The sequence below is a fragment of the Caballeronia sp. AZ10_KS36 genome (assembly GCF_023631105.1).
Taxonomy (GTDB): domain Bacteria; phylum Pseudomonadota; class Gammaproteobacteria; order Burkholderiales; family Burkholderiaceae; genus Caballeronia.
The window spans coordinates 109018-132261 of sequence record NZ_JALQDQ010000040.1 but is presented as its reverse complement, the minus strand read 5'-3'; the positions used below and the strand labels follow the sequence as shown (position 1 = coordinate 132261).

At 63.3% G+C, this 23244-nt stretch carries 21 protein-coding genes; 5 read left to right on the top strand and 16 right to left on the bottom strand.

Annotated elements, in window-relative coordinates; all coding sequences use genetic code 11:
• Nucleotides 1–10 precede the first annotated feature (10 nt).
• Entirely contained in the window at nucleotides 11–1816 is a 1806-nt protein-coding gene (gene atzF / locus NCR35_RS26090; protein ID WP_250536814.1) for an allophanate hydrolase, read from the top strand.
• A 55-nt stretch (nucleotides 1817–1871) separates the two neighbouring features.
• Here the strand turns inward: atzF and NCR35_RS26085 are convergent, their stop codons facing one another.
• Complete coding sequence (locus NCR35_RS26085) at nucleotides 1872–2993, bottom strand: AraC family transcriptional regulator (protein WP_250536813.1); 1122 nt, start codon at nucleotides 2991–2993, stop codon at nucleotides 1872–1874.
• 162 nt (nucleotides 2994–3155) lie between these two features.
• On the opposite strand from NCR35_RS26085, the gene NCR35_RS26080 reads away from it, so the two are divergent.
• Together NCR35_RS26080 and NCR35_RS26075 are read left to right on the top strand one after the other, a co-directional pair.
• A complete protein-coding gene (locus tag NCR35_RS26080) occupies nucleotides 3156–3590 on the top strand; it encodes a GFA family protein (protein WP_250536812.1) in 435 nt (144 codons plus the stop codon).
• Nucleotides 3591–3677: 87 nt separating this feature from the next.
• A complete protein-coding gene (locus NCR35_RS26075; protein WP_250536811.1) occupies nucleotides 3678–4511 on the top strand; it encodes a class I SAM-dependent methyltransferase in 834 nt (277 codons plus the stop codon).
• Nucleotides 4512–4762: 251 nt separating this feature from the next.
• On the opposite strand, the gene NCR35_RS26070 is transcribed toward NCR35_RS26075, so the two are convergent.
• From NCR35_RS26070 to NCR35_RS26060, 3 genes are read right to left on the bottom strand one after another with little or no spacing between them, the layout of a single operon-like run.
• On the bottom strand, nucleotides 4763–7027 hold the full coding sequence (locus NCR35_RS26070) for a xanthine dehydrogenase family protein molybdopterin-binding subunit (RefSeq protein ID WP_250536810.1): 2265 nt from the start codon (nucleotides 7025–7027) through the stop codon (nucleotides 4763–4765).
• The gene (locus tag NCR35_RS26065) at nucleotides 7024–8034 is read right to left on the bottom strand and encodes an FAD binding domain-containing protein (protein ID WP_250536809.1); all 1011 of its coding nucleotides are present in this window, start codon (nucleotides 8032–8034) and stop codon (nucleotides 7024–7026) included. Before NCR35_RS26065 ends, NCR35_RS26070 begins: the two co-directional genes overlap by 4 nt.
• Entirely contained in the window at nucleotides 8031–8588 is a 558-nt protein-coding gene (locus NCR35_RS26060; protein WP_250536808.1) for a (2Fe-2S)-binding protein, read from the bottom strand. Before NCR35_RS26060 ends, NCR35_RS26065 begins: the two co-directional genes overlap by 4 nt.
• A 180-nt stretch (nucleotides 8589–8768) precedes the next feature.
• On the opposite strand from NCR35_RS26060, the gene NCR35_RS26055 reads away from it, so the two are divergent.
• Nucleotides 8769–9836, top strand: coding sequence for a tartrate dehydrogenase (locus NCR35_RS26055; RefSeq protein WP_250536807.1), 1068 nt, complete (start codon nucleotides 8769–8771; stop codon nucleotides 9834–9836).
• Nucleotides 9837–9923: 87 nt separating this feature from the next.
• On the opposite strand, the gene NCR35_RS26050 is transcribed toward NCR35_RS26055, so the two are convergent.
• The 7 genes from NCR35_RS26050 to NCR35_RS26020 all read right to left on the bottom strand — a co-directional run bounded on the left by NCR35_RS26050 (nucleotide 9924) and on the right by NCR35_RS26020 (nucleotide 17350).
• Complete coding sequence (locus NCR35_RS26050; protein ID WP_250536806.1) at nucleotides 9924–11153, bottom strand: right-handed parallel beta-helix repeat-containing protein; 1230 nt, start codon at nucleotides 11151–11153, stop codon at nucleotides 9924–9926.
• Nucleotides 11154–12114: 961 nt separating this feature from the next.
• A complete protein-coding gene (locus tag NCR35_RS26045) occupies nucleotides 12115–12402 on the bottom strand; it encodes a DUF1330 domain-containing protein (protein WP_250536805.1) in 288 nt (95 codons plus the stop codon).
• 133 nt (nucleotides 12403–12535) lie between these two features.
• Nucleotides 12536–13480 (bottom strand): dihydrodipicolinate synthase family protein, encoded by a 945-nt coding sequence (locus tag NCR35_RS26040; protein ID WP_250536804.1) that lies wholly within the window; start codon nucleotides 13478–13480, stop codon nucleotides 12536–12538.
• 163 nt (nucleotides 13481–13643) lie between these two features.
• The gene (locus tag NCR35_RS26035) at nucleotides 13644–14930 is read right to left on the bottom strand and encodes an NAD(P)/FAD-dependent oxidoreductase (protein WP_250536803.1); all 1287 of its coding nucleotides are present in this window, start codon (nucleotides 14928–14930) and stop codon (nucleotides 13644–13646) included.
• Entirely contained in the window at nucleotides 14930–15196 is a 267-nt protein-coding gene (locus tag NCR35_RS26030) for a 2Fe-2S iron-sulfur cluster-binding protein (RefSeq protein WP_250536802.1), read from the bottom strand. The genes NCR35_RS26035 and NCR35_RS26030 overlap by 1 nt, the downstream gene beginning before the upstream one ends.
• Nucleotides 15189–16409: an NAD(P)/FAD-dependent oxidoreductase gene (locus NCR35_RS26025; protein WP_250536801.1), complete on the bottom strand. Its 1221-nt coding sequence runs from the start codon at nucleotides 16407–16409 to the stop codon at nucleotides 15189–15191. The genes NCR35_RS26030 and NCR35_RS26025 overlap by 8 nt, the downstream gene beginning before the upstream one ends.
• Entirely contained in the window at nucleotides 16391–17350 is a 960-nt protein-coding gene (locus NCR35_RS26020; protein WP_284503315.1) for a 4-hydroxyproline epimerase, read from the bottom strand. The genes NCR35_RS26025 and NCR35_RS26020 overlap by 19 nt, the downstream gene beginning before the upstream one ends.
• A 309-nt stretch (nucleotides 17351–17659) precedes the next feature.
• On the opposite strand from NCR35_RS26020, the gene NCR35_RS26015 reads away from it, so the two are divergent.
• Nucleotides 17660–18829, top strand: a complete 1170-nt coding sequence (locus NCR35_RS26015; RefSeq protein ID WP_502801725.1) for a branched-chain amino acid ABC transporter substrate-binding protein — start codon at nucleotides 17660–17662, stop codon at nucleotides 18827–18829.
• A gap of 62 nt (nucleotides 18830–18891) precedes the next feature.
• Here NCR35_RS26015 and NCR35_RS26010 read toward each other — a convergent pair whose 3' ends face one another.
• From NCR35_RS26010 to NCR35_RS25995, 5 genes are all read right to left on the bottom strand, one after another.
• The gene (locus tag NCR35_RS26010; RefSeq protein WP_250536799.1) at nucleotides 18892–20613 is read right to left on the bottom strand and encodes a dihydroxyacetone kinase family protein; all 1722 of its coding nucleotides are present in this window, start codon (nucleotides 20611–20613) and stop codon (nucleotides 18892–18894) included.
• Between the two features lie 189 nt (nucleotides 20614–20802).
• Entirely contained in the window at nucleotides 20803–21456 is a 654-nt protein-coding gene (locus NCR35_RS26005) for a 2-hydroxychromene-2-carboxylate isomerase (RefSeq protein WP_250536798.1), read from the bottom strand.
• Nucleotides 21457–21516: 60 nt separating this feature from the next.
• On the bottom strand, nucleotides 21517–21732 hold the full coding sequence (locus NCR35_RS30050; RefSeq protein WP_350029231.1) for a flagellar biosynthesis anti-sigma factor FlgM: 216 nt from the start codon (nucleotides 21730–21732) through the stop codon (nucleotides 21517–21519).
• A 454-nt stretch (nucleotides 21733–22186) separates the two neighbouring features.
• Nucleotides 22187–22393 (bottom strand): Tar ligand binding domain-containing protein, encoded by a 207-nt coding sequence (locus tag NCR35_RS26000; RefSeq protein WP_250536797.1) that lies wholly within the window; start codon nucleotides 22391–22393, stop codon nucleotides 22187–22189.
• 538 nt (nucleotides 22394–22931) lie between these two features.
• A complete protein-coding gene (locus NCR35_RS25995) occupies nucleotides 22932–23207 on the bottom strand; it encodes a hypothetical protein (protein ID WP_250536796.1) in 276 nt (91 codons plus the stop codon).
• Between the last annotated feature and the right edge of the window lie 37 nt (nucleotides 23208–23244).

Here is a 23244-nt window from a genome sequence, read left to right as displayed (position 1 = left end):
ACACATCATCATGCCGTCATTCGATCTGCGCCTATCCACGCTTCGGTCCGCCTATCGCGCGAAGACACTCACGCCGCGCGCGTTGATTGCGCAATTGCGCGACAAAGCGGCGGCGCTGAATCCCGAGTTCAATCTTTTCATTCACCTTTTGAGCGAAGCGGAACTCGCCCCGTACCTCGAACGGCTAGATGCGCAGGACTCCGAATCAATGCCGCTCTACGGCATTCCGTTCGCGATCAAGGACAACATCGACCTCGCGGGCATACAGACGACAGCCGCCTGCCCCGCGTTCGCCTACACGCCATCGGAGTCGGCAACCGTCATCGCGCGCCTGATCGAACTCGGCGCGATACCGCTTGGCAAGACCAACCTCGATCAGTTCGCGACTGGTCTCAACGGCACGCGCTCGCCGTACGGCAAGTGCCGCAACAGCGTGCGCCCGGAGTATCCGTCAGGGGGATCGAGCGCGGGATCATCGCTCGCTGTCGCGCTCGGCGTGGCGAGCTTTGCGCTCGGCACGGACACGGCGGGTTCTGGCCGCGTGCCTGCCGCGCTGAACAATCTCGTCGGACTGAAGCCGACGAAGGGCCTGCTTTCGATGGCCGGCGTCGTGCCCGCCTGCCGTACGCTGGACTGCGTGACCTACTTCACGGCGACGGCGCAAGAAGCGAGCGAACTGCTCTCGCTGACCGCGCAAGCGGACCACCGCGATGCCTATAGCCGCCAGAATCCGCAGTGGAACACGGCGCGCGCGTTCGGCACGCCCGCCGCGTTTCGTTTCGGCGTGCCGGCGCAGTTGGAATTCGCGGGATGCGCCGAAAGTCCCGCATTGTTCGATGCGGCTCGCGCGATGCTCGAAGCAGCCGGTGGCGAGGCCGTCGAGATCGACTTCGCGCCGTTCGTCGAAGCGGCGCAGCTTCTGTATCAAGGTCCGTGGGTCGCGGAGCGTTACAGCGTCGTGCGCGACCTGATGCTCTCGCAGCCGGATGCGGTGCTGCCCGTCATCCGCGATGTGCTGGCGAAGGCGCCCGGCGCAACCGCTGTCGACCTGTTCCGCGCGCAGTACCGCTTGCAGGCGCTGAAGGCAATCTGCGACGCGTCGCTCGATTCGCTCGACTTCGTTCTGACGCCGACGTATCCGCGTCCGGTCACGCTCGCCGAACTTGAAGCGGATCCTATCGGGCCGAACTCGCTGCTCGGTCATTACACGAACTTCATGAACCTGCTCGACTACGCCGCCGTCGCGACGCCGACAGCTTTCATGCAGAACGGTCTGCCGTGGGGCGTCACCGTCTTCGGCCGCGCTTTCACGGACCAGTATCTGCTGGGCGTCGCCGACTTGCTGCAACGCACGAGCGGCATCGCATGCGTCGGCGGCAACGTGATGTCGGCGGGCGAGCGAAGCATCGCCACGAACGATCGCGTTCGCATCGCGGTGTGCGGCGCGCATATGCAGGGCTTGCCGCTCAACCGGGACCTGCTTTCCCGGGGCGCGCATCTCGTGCAGGCAACGCGCACCGCTGCGTCGTATCGGCTCGCGGCGCTGCCGGCGTCGTCCGATGGAACGCGTAGGCCCGGCATGTGGCGTGTGGCGGAAAACGGCGTCGAAATAGCGGTGGAAGTGTGGGACATGCCGTTCGCCGAACTCGGCTCGTTCATCGCGACCGTTCCCTCGCCGCTCGCCTTGGGCAAGGTCGAACTCACGGACGGCTCGTGGGTGATCGGCTTTGTCTGCGAGCCGTATGGCGTTGAGTCGGGCACGGACATTTCCGCGTTGGGGGGATGGCGAGCGTGGCTTGCCGAACAGCGGCGATGACCGCGGCGTTTTGCCGATCGTAGCCATTCACGTTGGCCGATCGAAGTGCCGGACTCTACGCGGCGTCGTTAATACGATGTTCGCGATGCGTTCCCACGCCCGTTGGCACGGCGAATGACGTGCACGCTTCCTCGTCCGCTTCGCCACCGACCACGCTCGACGAGGCATCGCCTACCGCACGGCCCTGACTACGCCGCCAGCTTGCAGGCGGCATCCCGAACTGGCGCTTGAACGCCCGATTGAACGCCGCCTCCGATTCGTAGCCCACGCGTTCCGCCACTGCCGCAATCGGACGCGGCCCAGCGAGCAGGTCCTGCGCCGCCACTTGCAAGCGCCAGCACGCGAGGTATTGCATCGGCGCCTGACCGAGCAATTGCGTGAAGCGCTGCGCAAGCGCGGAACGCGAGAGACCGACGCGGCGCGCGAGTTCATCGACGGTCCAGTCATGACCCGGTTGCGCGTGCAGCAACGCGAGCGCCTTGCCGACGAACCGGTCTTCGACGCCCGCGAGCCAGCCCCGGCGATCTTCCGGCATCGAGGCGATGCAGCGTCGCACCGCTTCCACGAAGAGCAGTTCCGAAAGCCGCGCAAGCACGGTCGCGCTGCCGGGACGCCACTCGGCCGCCTCCGTCACCGCGAATCGCAGCGACGATTCGAGCCACGCGGATTGCGGGTCGTTGCGCATGTCGATCTTGAAGAGACGCGGCAACGACGCAAGCACTGGATTGACCAGCATATCGTCGCAAGCGAGAAAGCCGCAGACGATCCGCGTGCGGCCCGCTTCTTTTCCAGCTTCTTCGCCCGAGCCTTCGCCACCGACACATAGCCGCATCACGTCGCCGGGCGACGTCGCCAGATATCTCGCCACGAGTTCCTCGGCGGGCGTCGGATCGAGATCGAGCGAACTGCCCATCAGATGCGCCTCGCCTTGCGGCACGACGAGCAGTTCCCCCGCATCGACGCGAATGGCTGACGCGGGATCGTCGGTCAACGCCGCCCTGCACCACCCTTCCAGAATGAGGTGAAACGACACGACGCGCTCGGCGCGCGGCAGGAACGTCGCGCACATGGCGGGCGCAACCTGCCCGACCACGCACCACGGCGCCGTGAAATGGCCGTTCAGATACACGGCCCCGCTGAGACGCAGAAGACGAAGAACGTCGGAAAGCGCATCCATGGCCAGTCCCAAAGTTTCGGCGTCCCGCGCAAAACATCTGGACGCTCGGTCATTCAACGAAGGGCTCCGCGCGCCGATACTGGCATCCACGCGAAACACTACTGACGCAAGGTTAAGCCTAGACGTTGCGTTCGCCAACCCACACTAACGAGGGGTCTCCAGATGAATGACGCAGCTACTTACCAAGGCAGTTGTTTTTGCGGCGCAGTGCGGTTCACGGTGAACGGCAAGCCCGAAGGCATGGGCTATTGCCATTGCGAATCGTGCCGACGCTGGTCCGCGGGCCCCGTCAACGCGTTCACGCTCTGGAAGCCGGATGCGCTGCGCATCATTCGCGGAGCGGACCATATCGCCACTTACAACAATACTGAGCACAGCTATCGAAAATGGTGCAGGATCTGCGGCGGGCATCTCTTCACCGAGCATCCGCATTGGGGGCTGACCGACGTCTATGCCGCCGTGATCGACGACTTCCCATACGAACCCGGCGTGCATGTGCATTACAAGGAATCGAAGCTGCCGATGAAAGACGGTCTGCCGAAGATGCAGGACTTGCCGAAGGAAATGGGCGGCTCGGGTACGAGCGTCGCCGAGTAATTCGTGTTGTTCCCTATCAACCCGCAAAAAGGCAGCACACCTAAGCGATCTCGCCGCGCTGCCATCTTGTCTATCAGGAGCCATGTCATGTCCGCAGTCGCTACCGCATTCTCGCCCGCCGCCGATCTCGCCGCCGTCAAGGTCCGTCAGCAAGCCGCCTGGTCCACGGGCAACTACGCAGTCATCGGCACGACTTTGCAGATCGTCGGAGAGAATCTTTGCGAGGCGCTCGACTTGCGCGCAGGCAGTCGCGTGCTGGATGTCGCAGCGGGCAACGGCAATGCAACGCTCGCCGCCGCGCGCCGCTATTGCGACGTCACTTCCACCGACTATGTCGCTTCGCTGCTCGATGCAGGTCGCGCACGCGCGCAAGCCGAAGGCCTCGCGGTGCACTTTCAGGAAGCAGACGCAGAAGCCCTGCCTTTCCCGGATGCATCGTTCGATGTCGTGCTATCGACGTTCGGCGTCATGTTCACGCCGAATCAGCAACAGGCGGCGAGCGAACTGATGCGCGTGTGCCGGCCGGGTGGAAAAATCGGACTCGCGAACTGGACGCCGGAGAGTTCCATCGGACAGGTCTTCAAGACGATGGGCCAATACATCACGCCGCCCACTGGCGTGAAGTCGCCCGCGCTGTGGGGCACGGAGACGCGCCTCGCCGAATTGCTCGGAAGCGGCGCCGCGCGCATCAGCGCAGTAAAGCGTGAGTTCGTCTTCCGGTATCGGTCGGCGGAGCATTTCGTCGATGTATTCCGCAGCTACTACGGTCCGGTGAACAAGGCGTTCGCCGCGCTCGAAGGCGAGCGGCAAGCCGCATTTCTCGGCGATCTGATGGCGCTTATCGAGACTCGCAATCGTTCCGGCGATGAGACGCTCGTCTTGCCCAGTGAATATCTCGAAGTCGTGGTGGAACGCAAATGATCCCGCTCAAACATGTGTTAGAGGAAGCGCTGGACGCCGGGTTGCGCCTGCACGTGCTCGTCTCTTCTACAGAGTTGCGGCGCGGGTCGTCGCTAATCATGGGTATGCCGTTGTTGTCCTCCGTGTGCTTCTTCGTTCTTCGACTTGCGCTGTCGCGGATAGGTGTAGTGGTTTGAGCGGAGATACAGCTAGCAAGGCGGCGCGGACGTACGCCCGCGCCGTTTGTTCCTCAGCCTTCTTCCTCGCAGCCGTCACGCGAAAAGCGTGTCCAGAGTAATCGGCAAGTCCCGCACGCGCTTGCCCGTCGCGTGCCAGATGGCGTTGGCGACAGCCGCCGCCACGCCGACCACGCCGATCTCTCCCACGCCCTTCGCGCCCAGCGGATTCACGACGTCGTCGTGCTCGTCGACGAAGATGACGTCGATGTCGTGGATGTCCGCGTTCACCGGAACGTGATACTCCGACAGGTTGTGATTCATCTGCCGGCCGAGCTCGTGATCGAATTGCCCGTGCTCGTGCAGCGCCATGCTAATGCCCCAGACCACGCCGCCCGACACCTGACTCGCCGCCGTCTTCGGATTCACGATGCGCCCCGCCGCCACCGCGTTGACCACGCGCGTCACGCGCACGGTGCCGAGCGCGGCATCGACGCGCGCTTCGACGAACACCGCCGAATGCGTGCCGATCGAGTACGACTGCTGCTTGTCGTGCGGCGTCACGGTCACCTGCGCATCGAGCGTGTCGAGGCCCGCGCGCGTCATCAGTTCTCGCAGCGACACGCGTTGCTCGTTGCCCTCGCCGCACGCGACGTATTCGCCGTCGAGCCGCACCGCGTCCGGCTGCGCGCGCGCGAACGCATCGCCGCCGTGTTCCTTCGCGATCGACACGAGCTTGCCGCGCAGGCGTGTGCACGCCGCATGCACCGCGCTGCCGACCGACGACACGGTCCACGATCCGCCTTCGAGCGGCGCCTTCGGCAAACGGCTGTCGCCCAGACGGAAATCGACGTGTTCGAGCGGCACGCCGAGCGCATCGGCGGCGAGCTGCGTCATCACCGTATAAGTGCCCGTGCCGATGTCCGCCGTGGCGCTCGACACGACGACACGCCCGTCGGCGCCGATCTCCGCAAGCGCGGACGCCTCGTTCTGCATCGCGTCCCAGATGCCGGTCGCCATGCCCCAGCCGACGAGTTCGTTTCCTTCGCGCATCGAGCGCGGCGCGAGCGGGCGCTTGTCCCATCCGAAGCGTGCCGCGCCCTCTTCGAAGCATTCACGCAGCGCCTTGCTGGAGAACGGCAGGTTCTTGTTCCCGTCGCGCTCCGCATAGTTGATGAGCCGCAGCTTCAGCGGGTCCATGCCGAGCGTCTCGGCGAGCTCGTCCATCGCCATTTCCAGCGGAAACAGCCCTTGTGCCGCGCCGGGCGCGCGCATGTCGGCGGGCGTCGGCACGTCGAGCTTGCTCACCTTGTAGTCCAGCCGCACGTTGTCACAGGCATACAACTGTCCGGCCCAGTTCACGATGACGTCGCAGTAGTCTTCGTATTGCGATGTCTCGGACACCGCCTCGTGAATGACCGCCTCCAGCCTGCCGTCGCGATTCGCGGCCAGCGCGACGCGTTGCAGACTCATCGGCCGATGCGCGAACGTGAACATCTGCTGCCGCGTCAACACCACGCGCACGGGGCGCTTCAGATCGCGCGCGGCCATGACGGCCAGCGGCAGATGATATTGCGGACGCAAGCCCGAGCCGAACGCGCCGCCGACGAACGGCGAGACGACTTCGAGCATGTCGTCGTCGAAGCCGAAGATTTTCGTCAAATACTGCTTGGTGTTGAGCACGCCCTGCGTCTTTTCATAGACGGTGATTTTGCCGGACGGCTCGGGAATGACCGTGCAGCCGTGCAGTTCGATCGGATTGTGATACTCGGCCGGCGTCGAATAGCGGCTGTCGATCTTGAACGCGGCGGCGGCCAGCGCGCCGTCCGCATCGCCGCGCGGCGGTGGCGGCGGCTCGAAGCCGCCCTTCTCGGTCGAAGGCGGATAGCTGTCGCCTTCGACTTCGCGCAAATCCGTGCAGTGGCTCGTGCGCTCGTAGGTCACTTCGATCAGCGACGCCGCATGACGCGCGAGCTCATAACTTTCCGCGACGACGAGCGCCACCGGCTGCCCGCTATACCAGATGCGATCGTCCCACAGCGGCCGAAACGGCATGCCACCCGGCGCGGACTGGTCCTTCCACGCGGCGTCGTTGAGCGGCAACTCGGGCCGGTTCTCGTGCGTGAGCACCATCAGCACGCCGGGCAGTTCGAGCGCGCGCCGCGATTCGATCGACACGATGCGCCCGCTCGCGATGCGGCTCGGAAGAACGAAGCCATAGCTCATGTCATCCGCGAAGAATTCGCCTGCGTATCGCGCCTCGCCCGTCACCTTCTTTCTGCCGTCGACGCGGTTGACGGGCTTGCCGCTGAAGTGCGCGCCCTGCCGCGCGATGCGTTCCAGTTCGTTCGGAGAATTCATGATGCGTCGTCCTCTCTGCTGGCGAGGCTGATACCCGATGCCTGTTCGAAAGCGCGCTCGATGGCGCGCGCGGTCAGTTCGATCTTGAATGCGTTGCCGGGACGGCCGCGCGCGTCACGCACCATTGCGCTCGCGAAGTCGCGCACGGTGGCGGCATCGAGCGTCTTGCCGCGCAGCGCGGCTTCGGCGTCGCGGTTGCGCCACGGCTTATGCGCCACGCCGCCGAGCGCGCAACGCACTTCTTCGATGCGAGAGCCGTCGAGCTTCAGCGCGAGCGCGACCGACACCAGCGCGAACGCATACGACGCGCGATCACGCACCTTCACGTAGGCGTTATGTTGAGCGAAGCCATCGGCGGGCAAGGTGATGCCGACGATGATCTCGTCATCGCGCAGGTTCGTGTCGATGTGCGGCGTATCGCCGGGAAGCCGGTGAAACGCATCGAACGGAATGACGCGCTCGCCTGCGTCGCTCTTCACGCGCACGGACGCGTCGAGCGCGGCAAGCGCCACGCACATGTCCGACGGATGAACGGCGATGCAATGCTCGCTCGCGCCGAGAATGGCGTGGATGCGATTGACGCCATTCATTGCGCCGCAGCCGCTGCCCGGCTGGCGCTTGTTGCACGGCGTGGCGGTGTCGTAAAAATAATGGCAGCGCGTACGTTGCAGCATGTTGCCGCCGACGGTCGCGACATTGCGAATCTGCGCCGAAGCACCGGCCAATATCGCCTTCGACAGCAGCGGATAGCGCGACTCGATGCGTTCGTCGTAGGCCACGGCGCTGTTCGTGGCGAGCGCGCCGATGTCCATGCCGCCGTCCGTGTTCGGCTCGATGCCGGTCATCGGCAGACGTCGGATATCGACGAGGCTTTCGGGGCGCGCGACGCCTTCCTTGATCAGATCCACGAGGTTCGTGCCGCCTGCGAGAAACGCCGCCGACGGCGCGCGGTGCGCTTCGAGCGCCGCGGATACGTCGTTCGCGCGCGTGTAGGAGAAGCGGTTCATGGGCGCGCCTCCTCGTTCTGAATGTCGGTCCCTTCGACGCCTTGCCCGTTCGACGCCTGCAGGATCGCGTGCACGATGTTCTGATACGCGCCGCAGCGGCAAAGGTTGCCGCTCATCGCTTCGCGCACTTCGGCGGCGTCGTGGGCATGTCCTTCCGCGAGCATGCCGACGGCCGAGCAGATTTGCCCCGGCGTGCAGTAGCCGCATTGAAAGGCGTCGCAGTCGATGAACGCCTGCTGCATCGGATGCAGCGCGTCGCCGTCAGCCAAGCCTTCGATGGTGGTGATGGCCGCGCCGTCGTACGAAACGGCGAGCGCGAGACACGTATTGATGCGCTGGCCATCGACGAGCGCGGTGCACGCGCCGCATTGTCCGTGGTCGCAGCCCTTCTTCGTGCCGGTAAGCTGGCAGTGTTCGCGCAGCAGGTCGAGCAGTGTGGTCCACGGCTCGATGTCGAAACTACGCGCTTCGCCGTTGATCTTCAGCGTGCAGGCGACGCGCTGCGCATGCGGCGCGCCCACGTCCAACGTGGTCGCGGTCGATGAGGTATTCATGGGATCTCCTTGCGGGAATCCCGGTGCGAAGCATGCGCCGTGCCTTGTGCCGTGCTTGCGGCAATAAGAAGTCGAAAGGCAATGCCCAACGACCTGACTCAGAGTGTAAGAACCCGGAGAACCCGAGTACGATCAGGCAAGCGCAGCAAAAAGAAAACGCCCAGACAGGAGCCAACTGAAATGTCAAAGAACCAATACCGCATAGCCGTGATCCCCGGCGATGGAATCGGCAAGGAAGTGATGCCCGAAGCACTGCGCACGCTGGATGCAGTGAGCAAACGCTTTGGCATCGCGCTGGAGTACCAGCACATCGAATGGGCGAGCTGCGACTACTACGCCGCGCACGGCCAGATGATGCCCGACGACTGGAAGGCGCAGCTCGAAACCGCCGACGCGATTTTGTTCGGCGCGGTCGGCTGGCCGCAAAGCGTCCCGGATCACGTCTCGCTGTGGGGGTCGCTCCTCAAGTTCCGCCGCGAGTTCGATCAATACATCAACCTGCGGCCGGCGCGTCTATTCGACGGCGTGCCGTCGCCGCTCGCCAACCGCAAGGCCGGCGACATCGACTTCATGATCGTGCGCGAAAACACCGAAGGCGAATACTCGTCCGTCGGCGGAGTCAGTTTCGAAGGCACCGAGCGCGAATTCGTGTCGCAAACCTCTATCTTCACGCGTCAGGGTGCTACGCGCGTGCTCAAGTTCGCGTTCGATCTCGCGCAGCAACGCGCGAAGAAGATCACGGTGGCGACCAAGAGCAACGGCATCTCCATCAGCATGCCTTGGTGGGACGCCCGCGCCGCCGAAATCGCCGCGCAGTATCCGGATGTCGCATGGGACAAGCAGCATATCGACATCTTGTGCGCGCGCTTCGTGCTGAACCCGGATCGCTTCGATGTGGTCGTCGCAACGAATCTCTTCGGCGACATTCTCTCGGACCTCGGCCCCGCCTGCACCGGCACGATCGGCATTGCGCCGTCCGCGAACATGAATCCCGAGCGCGCGTTTCCGTCGCTCTTCGAGCCGGTGCACGGCTCCGCGCCGGATATCGCGGGCAAAGGCATCGCCAATCCTATCGCGATGATCTGGTCCGCCGCGATGATGCTCGACTTCCTCGGCCAGCGCCCCGCGCACGATGCGATTCTGTCCGCCATCGAGGCCGTGCTCAAGGAAGGGCCGCATACGGGCGATCTCGGCGGCAAGGCCAGCACGAAGGAAGTCGGCGAAGCCATCGCTCAGCGGCTCGTTTAGTACGGCTTGCTAACTATTTTTAAACGCCGCATGGCGAACCGTTCGTTGTTGTTCCGAACGGTTCGCTATGTCGCTCGATTTTCGAGCTTAGCCGATCTTGGGATTCACGACCGACACCTTCGGGCCGTTGCTGTCCCACTGGCTGAGATACCAGTTGCGCTTCCACACCGGGTTCGTGGTAGTGATCGCGCCCGTCACGACGTAGCCATTCAGCCGCAGACCGCCGACCGCAAACGAATCGCTCGTGCAGGTGTCGATATGGTTCGTGATCTGAATGTCCACGTTCTTCGCGACCGGCCCGGCGAAGGCGCCGAGGTACACCAGAATGCCGCCGCCGGAGCAGCCCCGAGTCGTCGGGCTGACGATCTTGATGCCCTGAAGCACTGCATTGTTGTTGTTCGGCTCGATGTCGAGACCATACGCGGGCGCGGTGCCCGAGATGTTCTCCCAGAGCGGATTGTTGAACGTGATGCCGCTGCCCGACGTGATGGTCGCGCCTTGACGGCGGCAGCCGTTCGCGTGGTGGCCGCTGATCGACACGTTCGAGCTCGGCTTGTTCGAGCCGCTCTGGCTATTGCCGATGTAGATGCCGTCGCCCCAGCAGTTGATCGTCGTCGGGTTGGTGATCGTGACGCCGGTGGAGCCGTTGATCGAGATGCCCATGCCCCATTCGCCGGAACCGGCGGAGTTCAGTTCCTTGCTGCCATCGAGGTACGGTGCTTCGATGTTCACGTTGCTCACGTCCCACACGCGCATCATCTGATACGTGCTGCTGTTGTGCGACAGCATCTTGATCGACGCGCCCGGCGCAAAGCGAATATGCGTGTTCGAGCGCAGCGTGAGGCCCGTTGCGTCGATGCGGCTTTTGCCCGTGATCAGCAGGATCTGGCCGACCGAGCCGTCGATGGCAGCCTGAAGCGCCGCGCGGTCGTTGCTCGAGCCATCGCCCTTCACGCCGAACGACTTGTCTTGCAGCACGCCGGCCGTGCTCGTGTTGCTCGTGCCTTGCGAGCCGGTGCTCGAAGCGGTGACGCGCGGGTCTGCCGTGCCGAGGTTCTGCCACGGCGTGGTCCCGCTCTTGAACCAGTTGCCCGCCGTGTTGCGGCCATAGATCGCGCCGTTGAGGTACACGAGGGTGGTGTACGCAACCGGGGAACCCGTACTCATCGACGTGCCGTTGCGCACCGCATGACCGCCAACGAGCGTCCACACGGCGCCCGAGCTATCGGTGATGGATGCTGCCGGCGGAATAGCCGTTCCGTTCGACGACGCGGCCTTTGCCACGGCTGCGGTATCGCCGAGTCCGTCGGCGCCCATTTCGCTGCCGCCGCCGCAGGCGGCCAAGGCGGCGCTGCCCGCGCCTGCCATCACATACGACAGGAATTTTCTACGTGTGAGGGGTGCATTGACGTCGGCCGCAACGCCGATCAGGGAATTTTCGCTCTGTGCTTTAAGTAGACTATTCGTCGACACGGGAAATTATTCATGTTTGCTCAAGGAGGCCGAAGTTTAATGTCCCGAATCTACCGAATGGGTTTCGCGATGTAACAGAAAGAAAGAGCAAAGCACGAGCGTATTCTCATACCGTAAGGAGATAAAACTGCTAGCAGTACTTCTCTTTCTGAGAAAGATCAGACTTTTTGCATGAAAAATGACCTCCAATTAATAGGTTTATTCGGAGTTCTTGTAACGGTCGGCTCGGAACGAGTAGGTATTTCCGATAAATTTTGAAAGTGGTCGTCGTGTCTACATGTCCGCCGCGAGGCTCTTATTATTCATACGAATCGATTAAGTTTAACTGTTGCCTCAGTCCGGCGATGAGGCGGTGAGTTACTTGGCGGATCGGCGCGCGAATGAGCCATCGACGGAGGGCAATACCGAAGGAGTGATCGTTTGTAGTTCTAATTGCTTTGGGGTTGTACCGTGGTAGCTGTGCAAGGCTCGCACTTGGCTTCGCGTATAGGGACAATGCCCCTGCTTAGGGCGCCATTAATCCGGGATGCAAGTGAACCTGCCGTACCGCATCTTCAACGGCACGAAGGCATCGAACCTCTGCTACGGGCGTTTAGGAAACCTGCATGATCGGCGAGCTTCTCGTGTCGGAGCACAGCACGCGATCGGATGGAGAGAAGAAGGAAGTAAAAGAAGCGGGTCCGTAAAGTCACATAGAGACCGACGCCGATCTCGGGAACTGCACGTGACTCTTGGAGAGAGAAGTTTATAGCGCCTGAGACGATCGCCCGGGCAAATCGGGTCGATCGCTCACTGGCGGTTCGCGCTACACACCTTCGACAAGAACGGCGCGATACCGCGCACCTCGGAATCGGTGCTGCGCGACCTCTTGATATGCCGAACTGTCGTACCACGCACGCGCCGCGGCAGTAGACGGAAACTCTACGATCACGACCCCCTCGGGCGCGTCGCCTTCGAGGACTTGCTGAGGTCCGTACGCGGCGAGAACTTTTACCGGATGACCTTGCAGGGTTTCGCCGACCTTGCTTTGATACTGGTCGAGTTCACTCTGATCCTGCGTGCTCTCTCTTGTGAAAACAATGTAAGTGGCCATGACGCATGCTCTCCGAGTAGTGTGAAGGTGTGCGTCATGATGCCATGAATCGGGCGAATACCTCGGTGCACAAAGCGCAGTCGAGAGAGGTTATGCGCGGCCCCTTCCGAAGCCGCTCTTTTTCAACCAAGGGTCACGCACTCACCTCTTTCGACCAACCGGCATACCACTTCTTGAACAATTCGAATTGCGTCTCGGCATAGCGGCGCTGCGCTTCGCTCAGTGCATCCGTCTCATTGAAATGAAGCGTGTATTCCTTCTCGCCGTTGAGCACCATCAGGTATTTGTAGTACAGCACCAGATCCGTGCCTTCGTCGAACGATGAAAGCACTGCAAGCGCGCTTTCGAGTTCACGTGCCTGACGACGCGCCGTCATATCTCCATCGCTCGCTTTGCGGCACAGATCGACCAGCTGCAAGACTTCGCGCGGCAACGCATTGCCGATGCCGGTGATCGCACCTCGCGCGCCGCAGTTGACGAAGCCGTGAAAGACTTGCGTGTCCACGCCGACCATCAAGGTGACGTTCTCGTCCTGGCTGGTGATGTTCTCCGCTGCATAGCGCATGTCCGCCGCACCGCCGAACTCCTTGAACCCGATCAGGTTCGGATACTTCGCCCGCAGCTCGAAAAACAGATCGGCACGCGTGGCAAAGCCATAGTAAGGGCTGTTATAGATGACTGCGGGGAGCGCAGGCGCCGCTTCGAGAATGGCAGAAAAGTGCGCCTTTTGCGCGGCGGGCGACGCACCGCGCGAAAGCACGCGCGGAATGACCATCAGCCCGCTGGCACCGACCTTCGCCGCTTGCGCTGCATGCGATACGGCTTCCCGCGAATTCACCGCACCAGTGCCGACGATAGTCGGGACGCCGGCATCGACCAGCCGCGCCACGCCTTCCTGACGCTGCGCTTCGCTCAGAAGGGGCCAGTCACCCATCGATCCGCAGTACACCACCGCGTTCATGCCCAGACCGACGAGCTCGCGGCCTTTGGAGACGAGCGCGTCGTAGTCCGGCGTGCGCTCGGCCGTGCACGGCGTCATGAGCGCCGGAATGGTGCCCGTGAAGATGTTGTTGCCCATGTTGTTGCCCTCGACATTCGGTGACGATGATTCGTTGATTGAACTCGCCGATACCGCTGGCGATATGCCGCAGTATCACAAGTCAGAAGCATTAAGGCTTGCGTCGATTCCTGTTGGTCAGTGACGAAATCGGCACAAAGACGCATGGTGTGCCGATTCGACTTCATTGCGCACGATCGTCAACGAGAGGCGGCTCGACCTCCAGTAGCGTTGCTATGCGCGCCGGCACGAATGGCGGGCGTTGCGCATCCGTCTTCCAGCCGAAACAGAACGCAGCCGCTTCTCCGCAGATCTTTCCTTGACAAGGACCCATGCCGCAGCGCGTGTGCAACTTCGCATCGCGCCACGAGCGATACTTCGACGCATCGCCGAAAGCGACGTCTTCGCATCGGCACAAGATGGTGTCCGGCTGGGCTAACGTGCGAAGCTGAGGATTCAGCGCGAACGCCTCGTGCATGCGTCGCGCGAATTGCCGATAAGCGTCGCGCGCCGAAAAGAATTTCCGCGCTTGCTCGCGATTGCCCATTGCCGCATGCGCGGCTATTCGGCCTTCGAGCGCGGCAAGCTCCATGCCGCCCACGCCCGTGCATTCGCCTGCGGCATAGACATCGGGCACGGAAGTGGCCTGCCATTCGTCCACACGTAATGCTGTCTCGAACGGTGCATCGACAATCCGACAGCCGAGCGCGATGCCGACCTGAACGTTCGGCACGAGTCCATATGCGCAAGCGAGGCGATCGCAATCGATATCGATGTCTTCGTCGCCATGACGCACGCGCACGCGCGTTAGATGCGTCTCGCCGTGCGCTTCTGCGACGTAAGCGCCGCGATAATACGGCGTCGCGCCCAAATCGAAGCGCATGCGCGCCGCCTGAACGAGCTTCGCGGGCGTCTTCAACAGCCCGGCAGCGAAGCGCCGAACATGGCTTGCCGAAGCCTGCTCGACGATAGCCGCGACCGTAGCGCCGTGTCGACGCGCCGTGATGGCTGCGGCCCAAAGAAGCGGCCCGGTGCCCGCCACCACGACACGCTGCCCCGCGACCGGCATGCCGCCCTTGACCAGCGCCTGCAAGCCGCCCGCGCCCGTCACGCCCGGCAAGGTCCAGCCGGGATACGGCAGAAAACGTTCGCGCGCGCCCGTCGCCACAATCAGCTTCTCGTAGCCGACTCGATAGCCGCGCGCGGCATCTTCGACGAGCAGCGTCTTACCGGGCAGTGATTGCACCACGCGCGTACCGCAAAGTCGTGCGATGTTCTGGTGCCGGGCAAGCGCGTCGATGGCGGCGCGCGCCGGGCCTTTCGGCGCGTGTTGCGGCCCTTGCCGCCAGATTTGCCCGCCGGGCAGCGCGTTATCGTCGATGATGCCGACCTGCACGCCCGCTTCTGCCGCAACGCGCGCCGCATGAAGTCCCGCAGGACCCGCGCCGATAATAAGGACATCGAACTTCATTATGTCGTGCTTCCGGTCTCGACCGACATACCCTGCGCGCACAAGGTCTGACAGGCGAGCCGATGCCGCACGCCATCAATCGTCACCCTGCATTCCTGGCAGATGCCCATGCCGCACAGCGGGCCACGGGCGTCACCGCTCACCGAGCGCCGCGTGACGAAACCCGCTCCACCCGCAGCGAGGGCCACGGCCGCCAGCACCGAACTGCCGCTCGCCACGCTCAAGGCGCGTCCATCGATCCGGACCGTCAACCATTGCTCAGACATGCACGGCTCCGTTGCTGGCGCCGCCTGTCACGCGGCTCGTCTGAAATCGCGAGGGCAGGTACGGCGTCGGGTCGATCGGCAACTGAGACGACGCGCCCGTCATCTGCGCGGCGATCAGCTTCGCGGTGGCGAGCGCCGTCGTCACGCCCAGTCCCTCGTGTCCCGTCGCAATCCACACCGGAACGTGTGCCGCGTCGCTGTGGATAAAGTGCGCAGCCGGGCCGATGAGCGGCAGGCCGTCGAGCGTCGAGGGCCGAAAGCCGGTCCACGCGCGGATCGCATTGAGCGCAGGCAGCCGGGGAAGATACTCGCTCGCGCGCCGAAGCATGCGGGCCATGATTTGGGGTTCGACGGTCGAATCCACGTTGTCGAACTGCCGTGACGAGCCGATCAGCAATTGCCCGGTCGGACGCGGCTGCACGTTGAACGCCACCGACGTGCCGCTCGCGTTGTGCGCGCTCTTGATATAGCCGAGTTCAAGTATCTGATGCCGGATGGTGCCCGGATAGCGATCCGTGATGAGCAGATGCCCCTTCTTCGCCTGCATCGGCAAATCGGGAATCAAGTCGATGGCCTGCAAGCCATTCGCGACGAGAACCGCGCCCGCCGCGATGACTTCGCCGCTCGCAAGCACGACCCCCTCGCGCGTCAATCGCGCGACCGTTGCGTCTAGCCTGCAACTCACGCGGCCTTCGCCCGACGCGTCCGCGATCAGCCACGCAGCGGCGGCCGGCGCGTACACAACCGCATCATCGGGAACGATCATGCCGCCCCTGAAGCCCTCGCGCAGTTCGGGCTCCGCTTCGCGCAACTGCTGCGCATCCAGCATGTCGCATGCGATATTTTCGCGCGCGAGCGAATCTCGACGCTCCTGCGCGAGATCGAATTCTTCGTCGTCGGCGGCAACCCATAGCGTGCCGCAACGCACGAAAGCCTGACGCTTGTCGAGAGGCGGCGCGAGGTCGAGCCATAACTGACGCGACCACGACGACAGCGCGAATTCAGCGGGCGTATCGTCCATCACCACGACGTGGCCCATGCCCGCCGCCGTCACGCCCCCGCCGATTCCCGCGCGATCGAGCACGAGGACATTCAGGCCCTTGCTCGCGAGCTCGCGCGCGCAGGCCGCGCCGACGATGCCCGCGCCGATCACGATCACATCCGGGCAAGCATGTCCCGAGACGGCACTGGCTTTCACGTGCGAATGCCCCACGCGAACGGATCGTCGCTGGAAAAGACGAGCTTCGCTTGGGCGTTCACGTGCGCGGTTCCGCGAATGCTGGGCCGCACGCGTCCCGCCGCGTCATCGCCCATGCTTTCATAGCGCGCCTCAAACACACTGCCGACGATGCTTTCCTGCCGCCAGAGCGCGCCGGGCGCGAGCAGGCCATCGGCCGCGAGGCAGGCGATCTTCGCGCTCGTGCCCGTTCCGCACGGCGAGCGGTCGTACGCCTTGCCGGGGCACAGCACGAAGTTGCGGCTATCGACATCGGGCGTCGGCGATTCGGCGAACAGTTCGATATGGTCGATGAGCGCGCCGCTCTCGCCCGTGATGCCGTTCGCTTCGAGGGCTTCACGAATCGCCCATGCAACGTCCGTCAGTGATTCGACGCGGGCGAAATCGAGCGCCTGACCATGATCGGAAACGAGGAAAAACCAGTTGCCGCCCCACGCGATATCGCCATGAACGCGCCCGAGCTTCGGCACGTCGAGCGGCACTTGCACACGGTAACGGTACGCGGGAACGTTGCGCACGGTCACGCTGAGATCGCTGTGCAGTTCGGCTTCGACGACACCGACAGGGGTTTCTATGCGATGCACGCCGGGCTGGATGCGCCCGAGATGCGCGAGCGAAACGACGAGCCCGATGGTGCCGTGACCGCACATGCCGAGAAAGCCGACGTTATTGAAGAAGATGACGCCCGCCGAGCACGATGCGTCGTGCGGTTCGCACAACAACGCGCCGACCATCACGTCCGAGCCGCGTGGTTCGTTGACGATGCCGGCGCGCACGCGGTCGTAGTCCCGGCGAAAAATCTCGAGACGTTCGGACAGCGGACCGCGACCGAGATCGGGGCCGCCCGCGATGACGAGTCGAGTCGGCTCTCCGCCGGTATGCGAGTCGACGACTTCGATATGAGTGAGTGTGTTCATGAGCCAATGGTAAGCGCGCGCACTGCCAGCGTCTTGGCCGATCGCGTCTGCGCGAGTGATGAAATCGGCATAGCTTCGCGTGCGGCACACACGGGTACAAACCCGGGTACAAACCCGACTAGTCAACGCGCATAACGCCTCTGCCGCCCGAACGCCGCGCAGCTATGCGGATTTCTGCATTGCGACTGATTATTTCCCGCAAGACGCGGCGATCTTCGGCTTCGTATATTTGTGCGCGCCGCTGGGACGGCGCCGATGAGAAGCCAACAAAGAACACCAACACTACGACACACGATCAAACCAAAGAGGATGCCTGAGACAATGAAAGTCGCCACTTCGTACGTATCGGCCGCGCTGCTTGCGTGCTCCACTTTTGCCGGCGCATCGCATGCGCTCGCTGCGTCCGCATCGCCGCAGAACGTGCAGATCGGCTTTGCGGCGCCGCTTACCGGCGGCCAGGCGCACTACGGCGCGGATTTCCGAAGCGGCGTCGAACTCGCGATTGCAGACATGAATGCGACGAAACCGGTTATCGGAGGGCAGCCCGTGCAATTCGTGCTCAACGCACAGGACGATCAGGCCGATCCGCGCACGGGCACCACGGTCGCTCAGAAGCTCGTGGACGATGGCGTGGTCGCCGTCATCGGCCACTACAACTCCGGCACCAGCATTCCGGCCGCGCCCATCTATGCGAAAGCGGGCATCCCCGAAGTCGCGATGGCAACGGCGCCCTCGTACACGCGGCTCGGCTTGCCGACCACCTTTCGCCTGCTGACGTCCGATACGCAGCTCGGCAGCGTGCTCGGCGAATACGTCGCGAAGGGCCTCAAGTTCAAGCGGCTCGCCATCGTCGATGACCGCACCGCGTACGGTCAGGGCGTCGCCGAAGAGTTCGCGAAGGCGGCGAAAGCGGCGGGCGCAACTATCGTTGATCAGGAGTACACAACAGATAAGGCCGTCGATTTCCGCGCGATTCTCACGAAGATCAAGTCCGCTGACGTGGATGCGGTCTTCTACGGCGGCGCCGATACGCAAGCCGCGCCGATGCTGAAGCAAATGCGCTCGCTCGCGATCAAGGCGGTGTTGATCGGCCCGGACATGCTTCAGTCCGAGAACCTGATCAAGATCGCAGGCGGAGCGGCTGAAGGCACGCTGGCGGCATCGGAAGGAAGTCCGCTTGCGCAGATGCCGGGCGGCCACGCGTTCGCCGAGCACTACGAGGCGCACTTCAGCAAGCCGGTCGAACTGTACGCGCCCTACGCGTACGACGGCACCATGGCTGTTTTCAACGCGATGAAGAAAGCGGATTCCACCGATCCGCGCGTGTTCCTCACCGCTCTCAAGAACACGAACATGAAGGGCGTGACCACGAGCGAGCTGTCATACGACAATTACGGCGACCTGAAATACGGCGGCGTGACGGTCTATAAGGTCGCCAATGGCAAGTGGGTGCCGTTGCAAACCGTCGGCACGAAGTAACGCGACCGAGGTGGCCGCATGCTCGCGCAAGCGGCCACCGTTGGGCGTTTTCGGTGACGCGGTCAGTCGATGCTGCGTTGACCGGCACCGATATGCGGCGACAGCGCCGCAAGCCACAGCGAGACAGCCACCGCGCCTGCGTCCGGCGAACCCACGGCGCGCGTGCCGAGATAGCTCGCGCGACCCGCTCTCGGCGTCATCTGCGCGGTGTTCTGCGCGCCCTGCTGCGCCGCCGACACTGCCACTTCCCAAGCCTTATTCACGGGACTGCCGGAAGTCAGCGCCTCTTCATAGGCGGACACGGCGGGGAAAAGTGCATCGAGCATCGTTCGATCGCCTGCTTTCGCTCCACCCAGATCGCTGATAGCCTCGACGGCCGCTCTGAATGCGTGCGCCCAATCCAGCGCCGTTGGGTTGTCGATCTCTGCCAAGTGCCGCGACGCGCGCATCAACGCGGTCGCATAGAACGGCCCCGAACTGCCCGCGATGGCGCGGCGCAGCACCACGCTCAATGCCGCAAGCGCGCCTGCGGGCGTGTCCAGATCGCTTTCACTCACTTCGAGCAGGGCGTGCGCGGCGCGCTTCATGCTCGCGCCGAGGTCTCCATCGCCGGCGACGGAATCGAGTTCGGTAAGCCTCGGTTCGTTTTCGATCAATGCATTCGCCACGGATTCAAGCGCCGCTTTCATGGCGCGCGTCCATTGACTCGGCTCTCCGCGCACGGCTGCTGCGCTCGGGGATGGCTGCGTGGGACTGTCGATACGAATGTCGCGATTGACCATGCCAGCACCGGGCCATGCACGCGCTTCGGTCGGTGCATCCAGGAGGTTCAGCGTTGCGTCGTCCACCCGCAGCAGCGAGACGGAGCAGCCCGGCATGTCCAGCGCCGAGAGAAAGGTCCCGGCCCACGCGCGCTCGATTCGAATGCCCCGTGCAGCAAGATTTTCGTGAGCAGCTCGGAACACGACATCGAGTTCCATCTGCGGCGTGCCCCCGAGCCCGTTGACCAGCAACGCCACTCGCTCGCCGCTCGTGAGCGCCAGTTCATCGACGATGCTCGAAACAAGCAGGTCGCAAAGCGCATCGGCGGCGAGCATCGCGGTACGCTCGACGCCCTTCTCACCGTGGATGCCGAGTCCCAACTCGATCTCGTCATCGCCGAGCGTAAAGCCCGATTTTTCCGCGCCGGGGATCGTGCAGCCATCGAGCGCGACGCCCATCGTGCCGAGATTCGCCGCCGCAAGGCGCGCAACGGACGCGACTTCTTCGAGCGTCATTCCACGCGTGGCTGCGGCGCCCGTGACCTTGTGTACGAGCACGGTCCCTGCAATGCCGCGCCGACGATCGCCCGCCGTTTCATCGCGCAGGGAAACGTCGTCGGCCACGACGACGACCTCGACCGGGATGCCCTCGGCGCGCGCCAGTTCCGCGGCCAAGCCGAAGTTCAGGCGATCGCCCGTGTAGTTCTTGACGATGAGTACCGCGCCACGTGAACCGGCGGTGGCGCGAATCGCGGCAAGCACGGCGTCTGTGGGCGGCGACGTGAACACTTCGCCACAGACCGCGGCGCTCAGCATGCCCGCGCCGACGTAGCCGCCATGCGCGGGTTCGTGGCCGCTGCCGCCGCCCGATATCACCGACACCGGGCGGTCCGTGGCTTCGTTCTGCTCCCGCCGCACGAGCACGTTTTCAGCGCCGAGAATCGCGACGTGGGGCGCTTGACGCGCGACGCCTTCGAGCATCTCACGCACGGCGTCATTTGGGCTGTTGATCAGTTTCTTCATGGCTTTCTCAGGTGGCAGTCAACGGTGGCTCACAGTTTGCCGCATCGGACGGTCCGTTGCAGGAAACGGCAGCCTCTTTCGGGACAACGCGCCCTTCTCCGCCGATCCGCGCGGACGCGGAATTGTAAGTACAGCGAACTAAGCATCGTATGTCAGAGGCCGCCGATGAGAGTTCACATCCATGCTCGATCAGCGCCTCACTCCGACCTCGGTTTGCGCCGCCGCCGCATAGGCCGGTTCATCGAAAAGCGTCGGCCGCGAATAGAAGTCCTCGGCCCAGTCGACGGCATCGCCTCCCCAGAACAGCCGATCTCGCAAGACCAGTGTCGGCACGCCGAAGACGCCCAGGTCGATCGCGCGTTGCGTGTTGTCCTTGAGTTGCCGTTTGACATCCGCCGAGCCGATGCGCTCTTGCGCGTCGTCGACACCGAGTCGCTCGGCCAACGCTTGAAATTCGAGTTCGGGATCACGTCCGTGCGCGAAAACGAAGTCGAGCGCTTGACCGACATCGGCCGTGCGCGCGCCCAATGACACGAGCAGGCGCTGTGCGGCAAGAGGATTGAACGGATGACGCGGCGGCATCGAGAAAGGCACGCCCTGGCGGCCGGCAAGCCAGACGCAGAATTGATACGTGTGAATGCGCTTGGGCGCAATCTCGGCCGGCCCGAGCGTTCCCCAGTGCTTGAGGAGCGCAGCGAAGAGAATCGGCACCGGCTGAATGTCCAGACGATCCCGCAATGCCTCGATGCGGTGAAAAGCCAAATAGGAAAACGGAGATACGACGTCGAAAAACCACTCGGCCTTTTCCATGCTCGCGCTTACCCGTCCGTCGAATGACGTCATTATCGCCGGATCGGAATGGCGCTGCTATCCGCAAATTCCCGGCGCTCTCGCAAGCCTTGCTCAGCGCGATGCCGTCGACAGGCGATGTCTTATGCTGCTCAGCATTCGGTTGGCTACAGCCGCTGAATCGACCTTATAGGCACCGACTTTCAGTAGCATCTTGATGAATCCGACTTTGGCCGTATTGACGTCCGAAGGCCTGGCGCTACTGTCGTTCGGTGCACACGGATCATTGATTCGATCCGGCTTGTCTGCGCTGTCGTTCGTACGTTTCATTATGGTTTGGTCTCTCACTGGCTTGTGCTTTCCTTAACGGTGCCTGCGTCGAAAGCTTTACCGTGCGAGGAGGCTTTGGCCTCGTAACGCGACGCCATCGCCTGATCACTTCTCAGTTTTGGGCGGGTCCGAGGTCTCGTCGTTGGCGAGGCCCAAGGCCCAGCGCAAATCACGCACGAATTCGAGGGAGACATGAGTCCACTCGTCGCTACCCGGTCGGCAGTCGCGCGGATTTCTTCGCCCGCGAGCCCGGCGAATGACTTCGATGCTGAGGCTCAACGCACGTGCCTCGTCTCTTAGCGAGTCGTCGTCGAAAGCAGAGTGGTGGTCTACGGTATCCATAACGTGTTGTCACGCGGTTGAGAGAAGTGACGGTCCCTGGGACGTGCGGATCAGCGTTTGCGCGCCGCTTCGCAAGTCGTCGAGCGCACCGCCATTCGATCGCGTAAATTCATTAATCGAGCGACAGCCGCGCCCGCGTGGTCGTATGGCTCGATATGCCGAGTGCGTTGACGGCTGAGAGCGAATTCTCGGCGATGTCTCTCGCCGATTCGTGGGTCGCGCTGGTGCCGTGAAGCCCGAAGCCTACCGAAAGGCTCAGCATCGAACCGAGGAAAGCCATGGCGAGCGCAAGCCGCGCCCGAATCGAGAGGTTTTGCATCGTGCTTTGATTTTGGCGCGTGAGCAATGCGATACGTCAGTCGCGCGCTACCGCTATTTGAGTATGAACGTCAATGCTTATCGGCAGCGCGGTCGGACAATTGAATTGATGTGCTCCCGCCACTCGTTATTGCACTGCTCGAAAGGTAGGAGTGACCGATGGGACGCTGGCTTGGCCGCACCGGGCAGCGTGAGAGTCCGCAGGTTAGGCTGCGCATTCGACTCAAGTTATTTCGCCGCTCACCGTTAACGCGTCCGACTGCGGCGTTTGCCGAGGCCACCAACGACATGCGTCGCGCGGCAACGCGTCGTCGGCAGAGCGGGCTGCGTGGCGGGGTATGAACGGCTGTTAAGGGGCGGAGAAAGCAGCGTTGCATTGCGCTGCGGCGTGCGGTTCCGCGTCGCCGTAGAACACGTCACGTGTGCATTCGGGCGAGGATACGCGCCGCTTTGCATCCGGCGCAGCACATCGCCCAAGTGCAGTAAGAACCCTTGCGGTACACGCAGCGAGTGCAACGCTGACGGCAAACCCCGGATCGTTATTGCGGGGACCTTGCGGCCTGCGCGTTGGATTGATCCTGCGCCGAGTTCTGCGCCTGCGTGCGAGCAGCCGCGTCCTCCTTGGCTTTCTTGTTCGCCATGTGTCGACCGACAAGACAACCGCCGGCCGCACCCAGTACCGCATGGCCCTTCCCTACGAAATGTCCCCCGACACCCCCCACCGCTGCGCCTTTCAGGCATCCTGCGGCTTGCGCCTGGCCTACGGTTGCCGCAGCAAGAACGGCGGCGACGAACATCGATGCTTTCAATTTCATAGTGTCTTTTCGTACCCGGTAGTGAGTGATCGCGCGT

Excerpts from the sequence above, each read along its gene's own strand:
- NCR35_RS26020 (WP_284503315.1), bottom strand. The coding sequence starts at position 17,350 with ATGAACACACTCACTCATATCGAAGTCGTCGACTCGCATACCGGCGGA.
- NCR35_RS26065 (WP_250536809.1), bottom strand. The coding sequence starts at position 8,034 with ATGAACCGCTTCTCCTACACGCGCGCGAACGACGTATCCGCGGCGCTC.
- NCR35_RS26010 (WP_250536799.1), bottom strand. The coding sequence starts at position 20,613 with ATGAAGAAACTGATCAACAGCCCAAATGACGCCGTGCGTGAGATGCTC.
- NCR35_RS26040 (WP_250536804.1), bottom strand. The coding sequence starts at position 13,480 with ATGGGCAACAACATCTTCACGGGCACCATTCCGGCGCTCATGACGCCG.
- NCR35_RS26030 (WP_250536802.1), bottom strand. The coding sequence starts at position 15,196 with ATGTCTGAGCAATGGTTGACGGTCCGGATCGATGGACGCGCCTTGAGC.
- NCR35_RS26080 (WP_250536812.1), top strand. The coding sequence starts at position 3,156 with ATGAATGACGCAGCTACTTACCAAGGCAGTTGTTTTTGCGGCGCAGTG.
- NCR35_RS26050 (WP_250536806.1), bottom strand. The coding sequence starts at position 11,153 with ATGGGCGCCGACGGACTCGGCGATACCGCAGCCGTGGCAAAGGCCGCG.
- NCR35_RS26060 (WP_250536808.1), bottom strand. The coding sequence starts at position 8,588 with ATGAATACCTCATCGACCGCGACCACGTTGGACGTGGGCGCGCCGCAT.
- NCR35_RS30050 (WP_350029231.1), bottom strand. The coding sequence starts at position 21,732 with ATGAAACGTACGAACGACAGCGCAGACAAGCCGGATCGAATCAATGAT.
- NCR35_RS26075 (WP_250536811.1), top strand. The coding sequence starts at position 3,678 with ATGTCCGCAGTCGCTACCGCATTCTCGCCCGCCGCCGATCTCGCCGCC.
- atzF (WP_250536814.1), top strand. The coding sequence starts at position 11 with ATGCCGTCATTCGATCTGCGCCTATCCACGCTTCGGTCCGCCTATCGC.
- NCR35_RS26085 (WP_250536813.1), bottom strand. The coding sequence starts at position 2,993 with ATGGATGCGCTTTCCGACGTTCTTCGTCTTCTGCGTCTCAGCGGGGCC.
- NCR35_RS26000 (WP_250536797.1), bottom strand. The coding sequence starts at position 22,393 with ATGCAAAACCTCTCGATTCGGGCGCGGCTTGCGCTCGCCATGGCTTTC.
- NCR35_RS26035 (WP_250536803.1), bottom strand. The coding sequence starts at position 14,930 with ATGAAGTTCGATGTCCTTATTATCGGCGCGGGTCCTGCGGGACTTCAT.
- NCR35_RS26015 (WP_502801725.1), top strand. The coding sequence starts at position 17,660 with ATGCCTGAGACAATGAAAGTCGCCACTTCGTACGTATCGGCCGCGCTG.
- NCR35_RS26055 (WP_250536807.1), top strand. The coding sequence starts at position 8,769 with ATGTCAAAGAACCAATACCGCATAGCCGTGATCCCCGGCGATGGAATC.
- NCR35_RS26070 (WP_250536810.1), bottom strand. The coding sequence starts at position 7,027 with ATGAATTCTCCGAACGAACTGGAACGCATCGCGCGGCAGGGCGCGCAC.
- NCR35_RS26005 (WP_250536798.1), bottom strand. The coding sequence starts at position 21,456 with ATGACGTCATTCGACGGACGGGTAAGCGCGAGCATGGAAAAGGCCGAG.
- NCR35_RS26045 (WP_250536805.1), bottom strand. The coding sequence starts at position 12,402 with ATGGCCACTTACATTGTTTTCACAAGAGAGAGCACGCAGGATCAGAGT.
- NCR35_RS25995 (WP_250536796.1), bottom strand. The coding sequence starts at position 23,207 with ATGAAATTGAAAGCATCGATGTTCGTCGCCGCCGTTCTTGCTGCGGCA.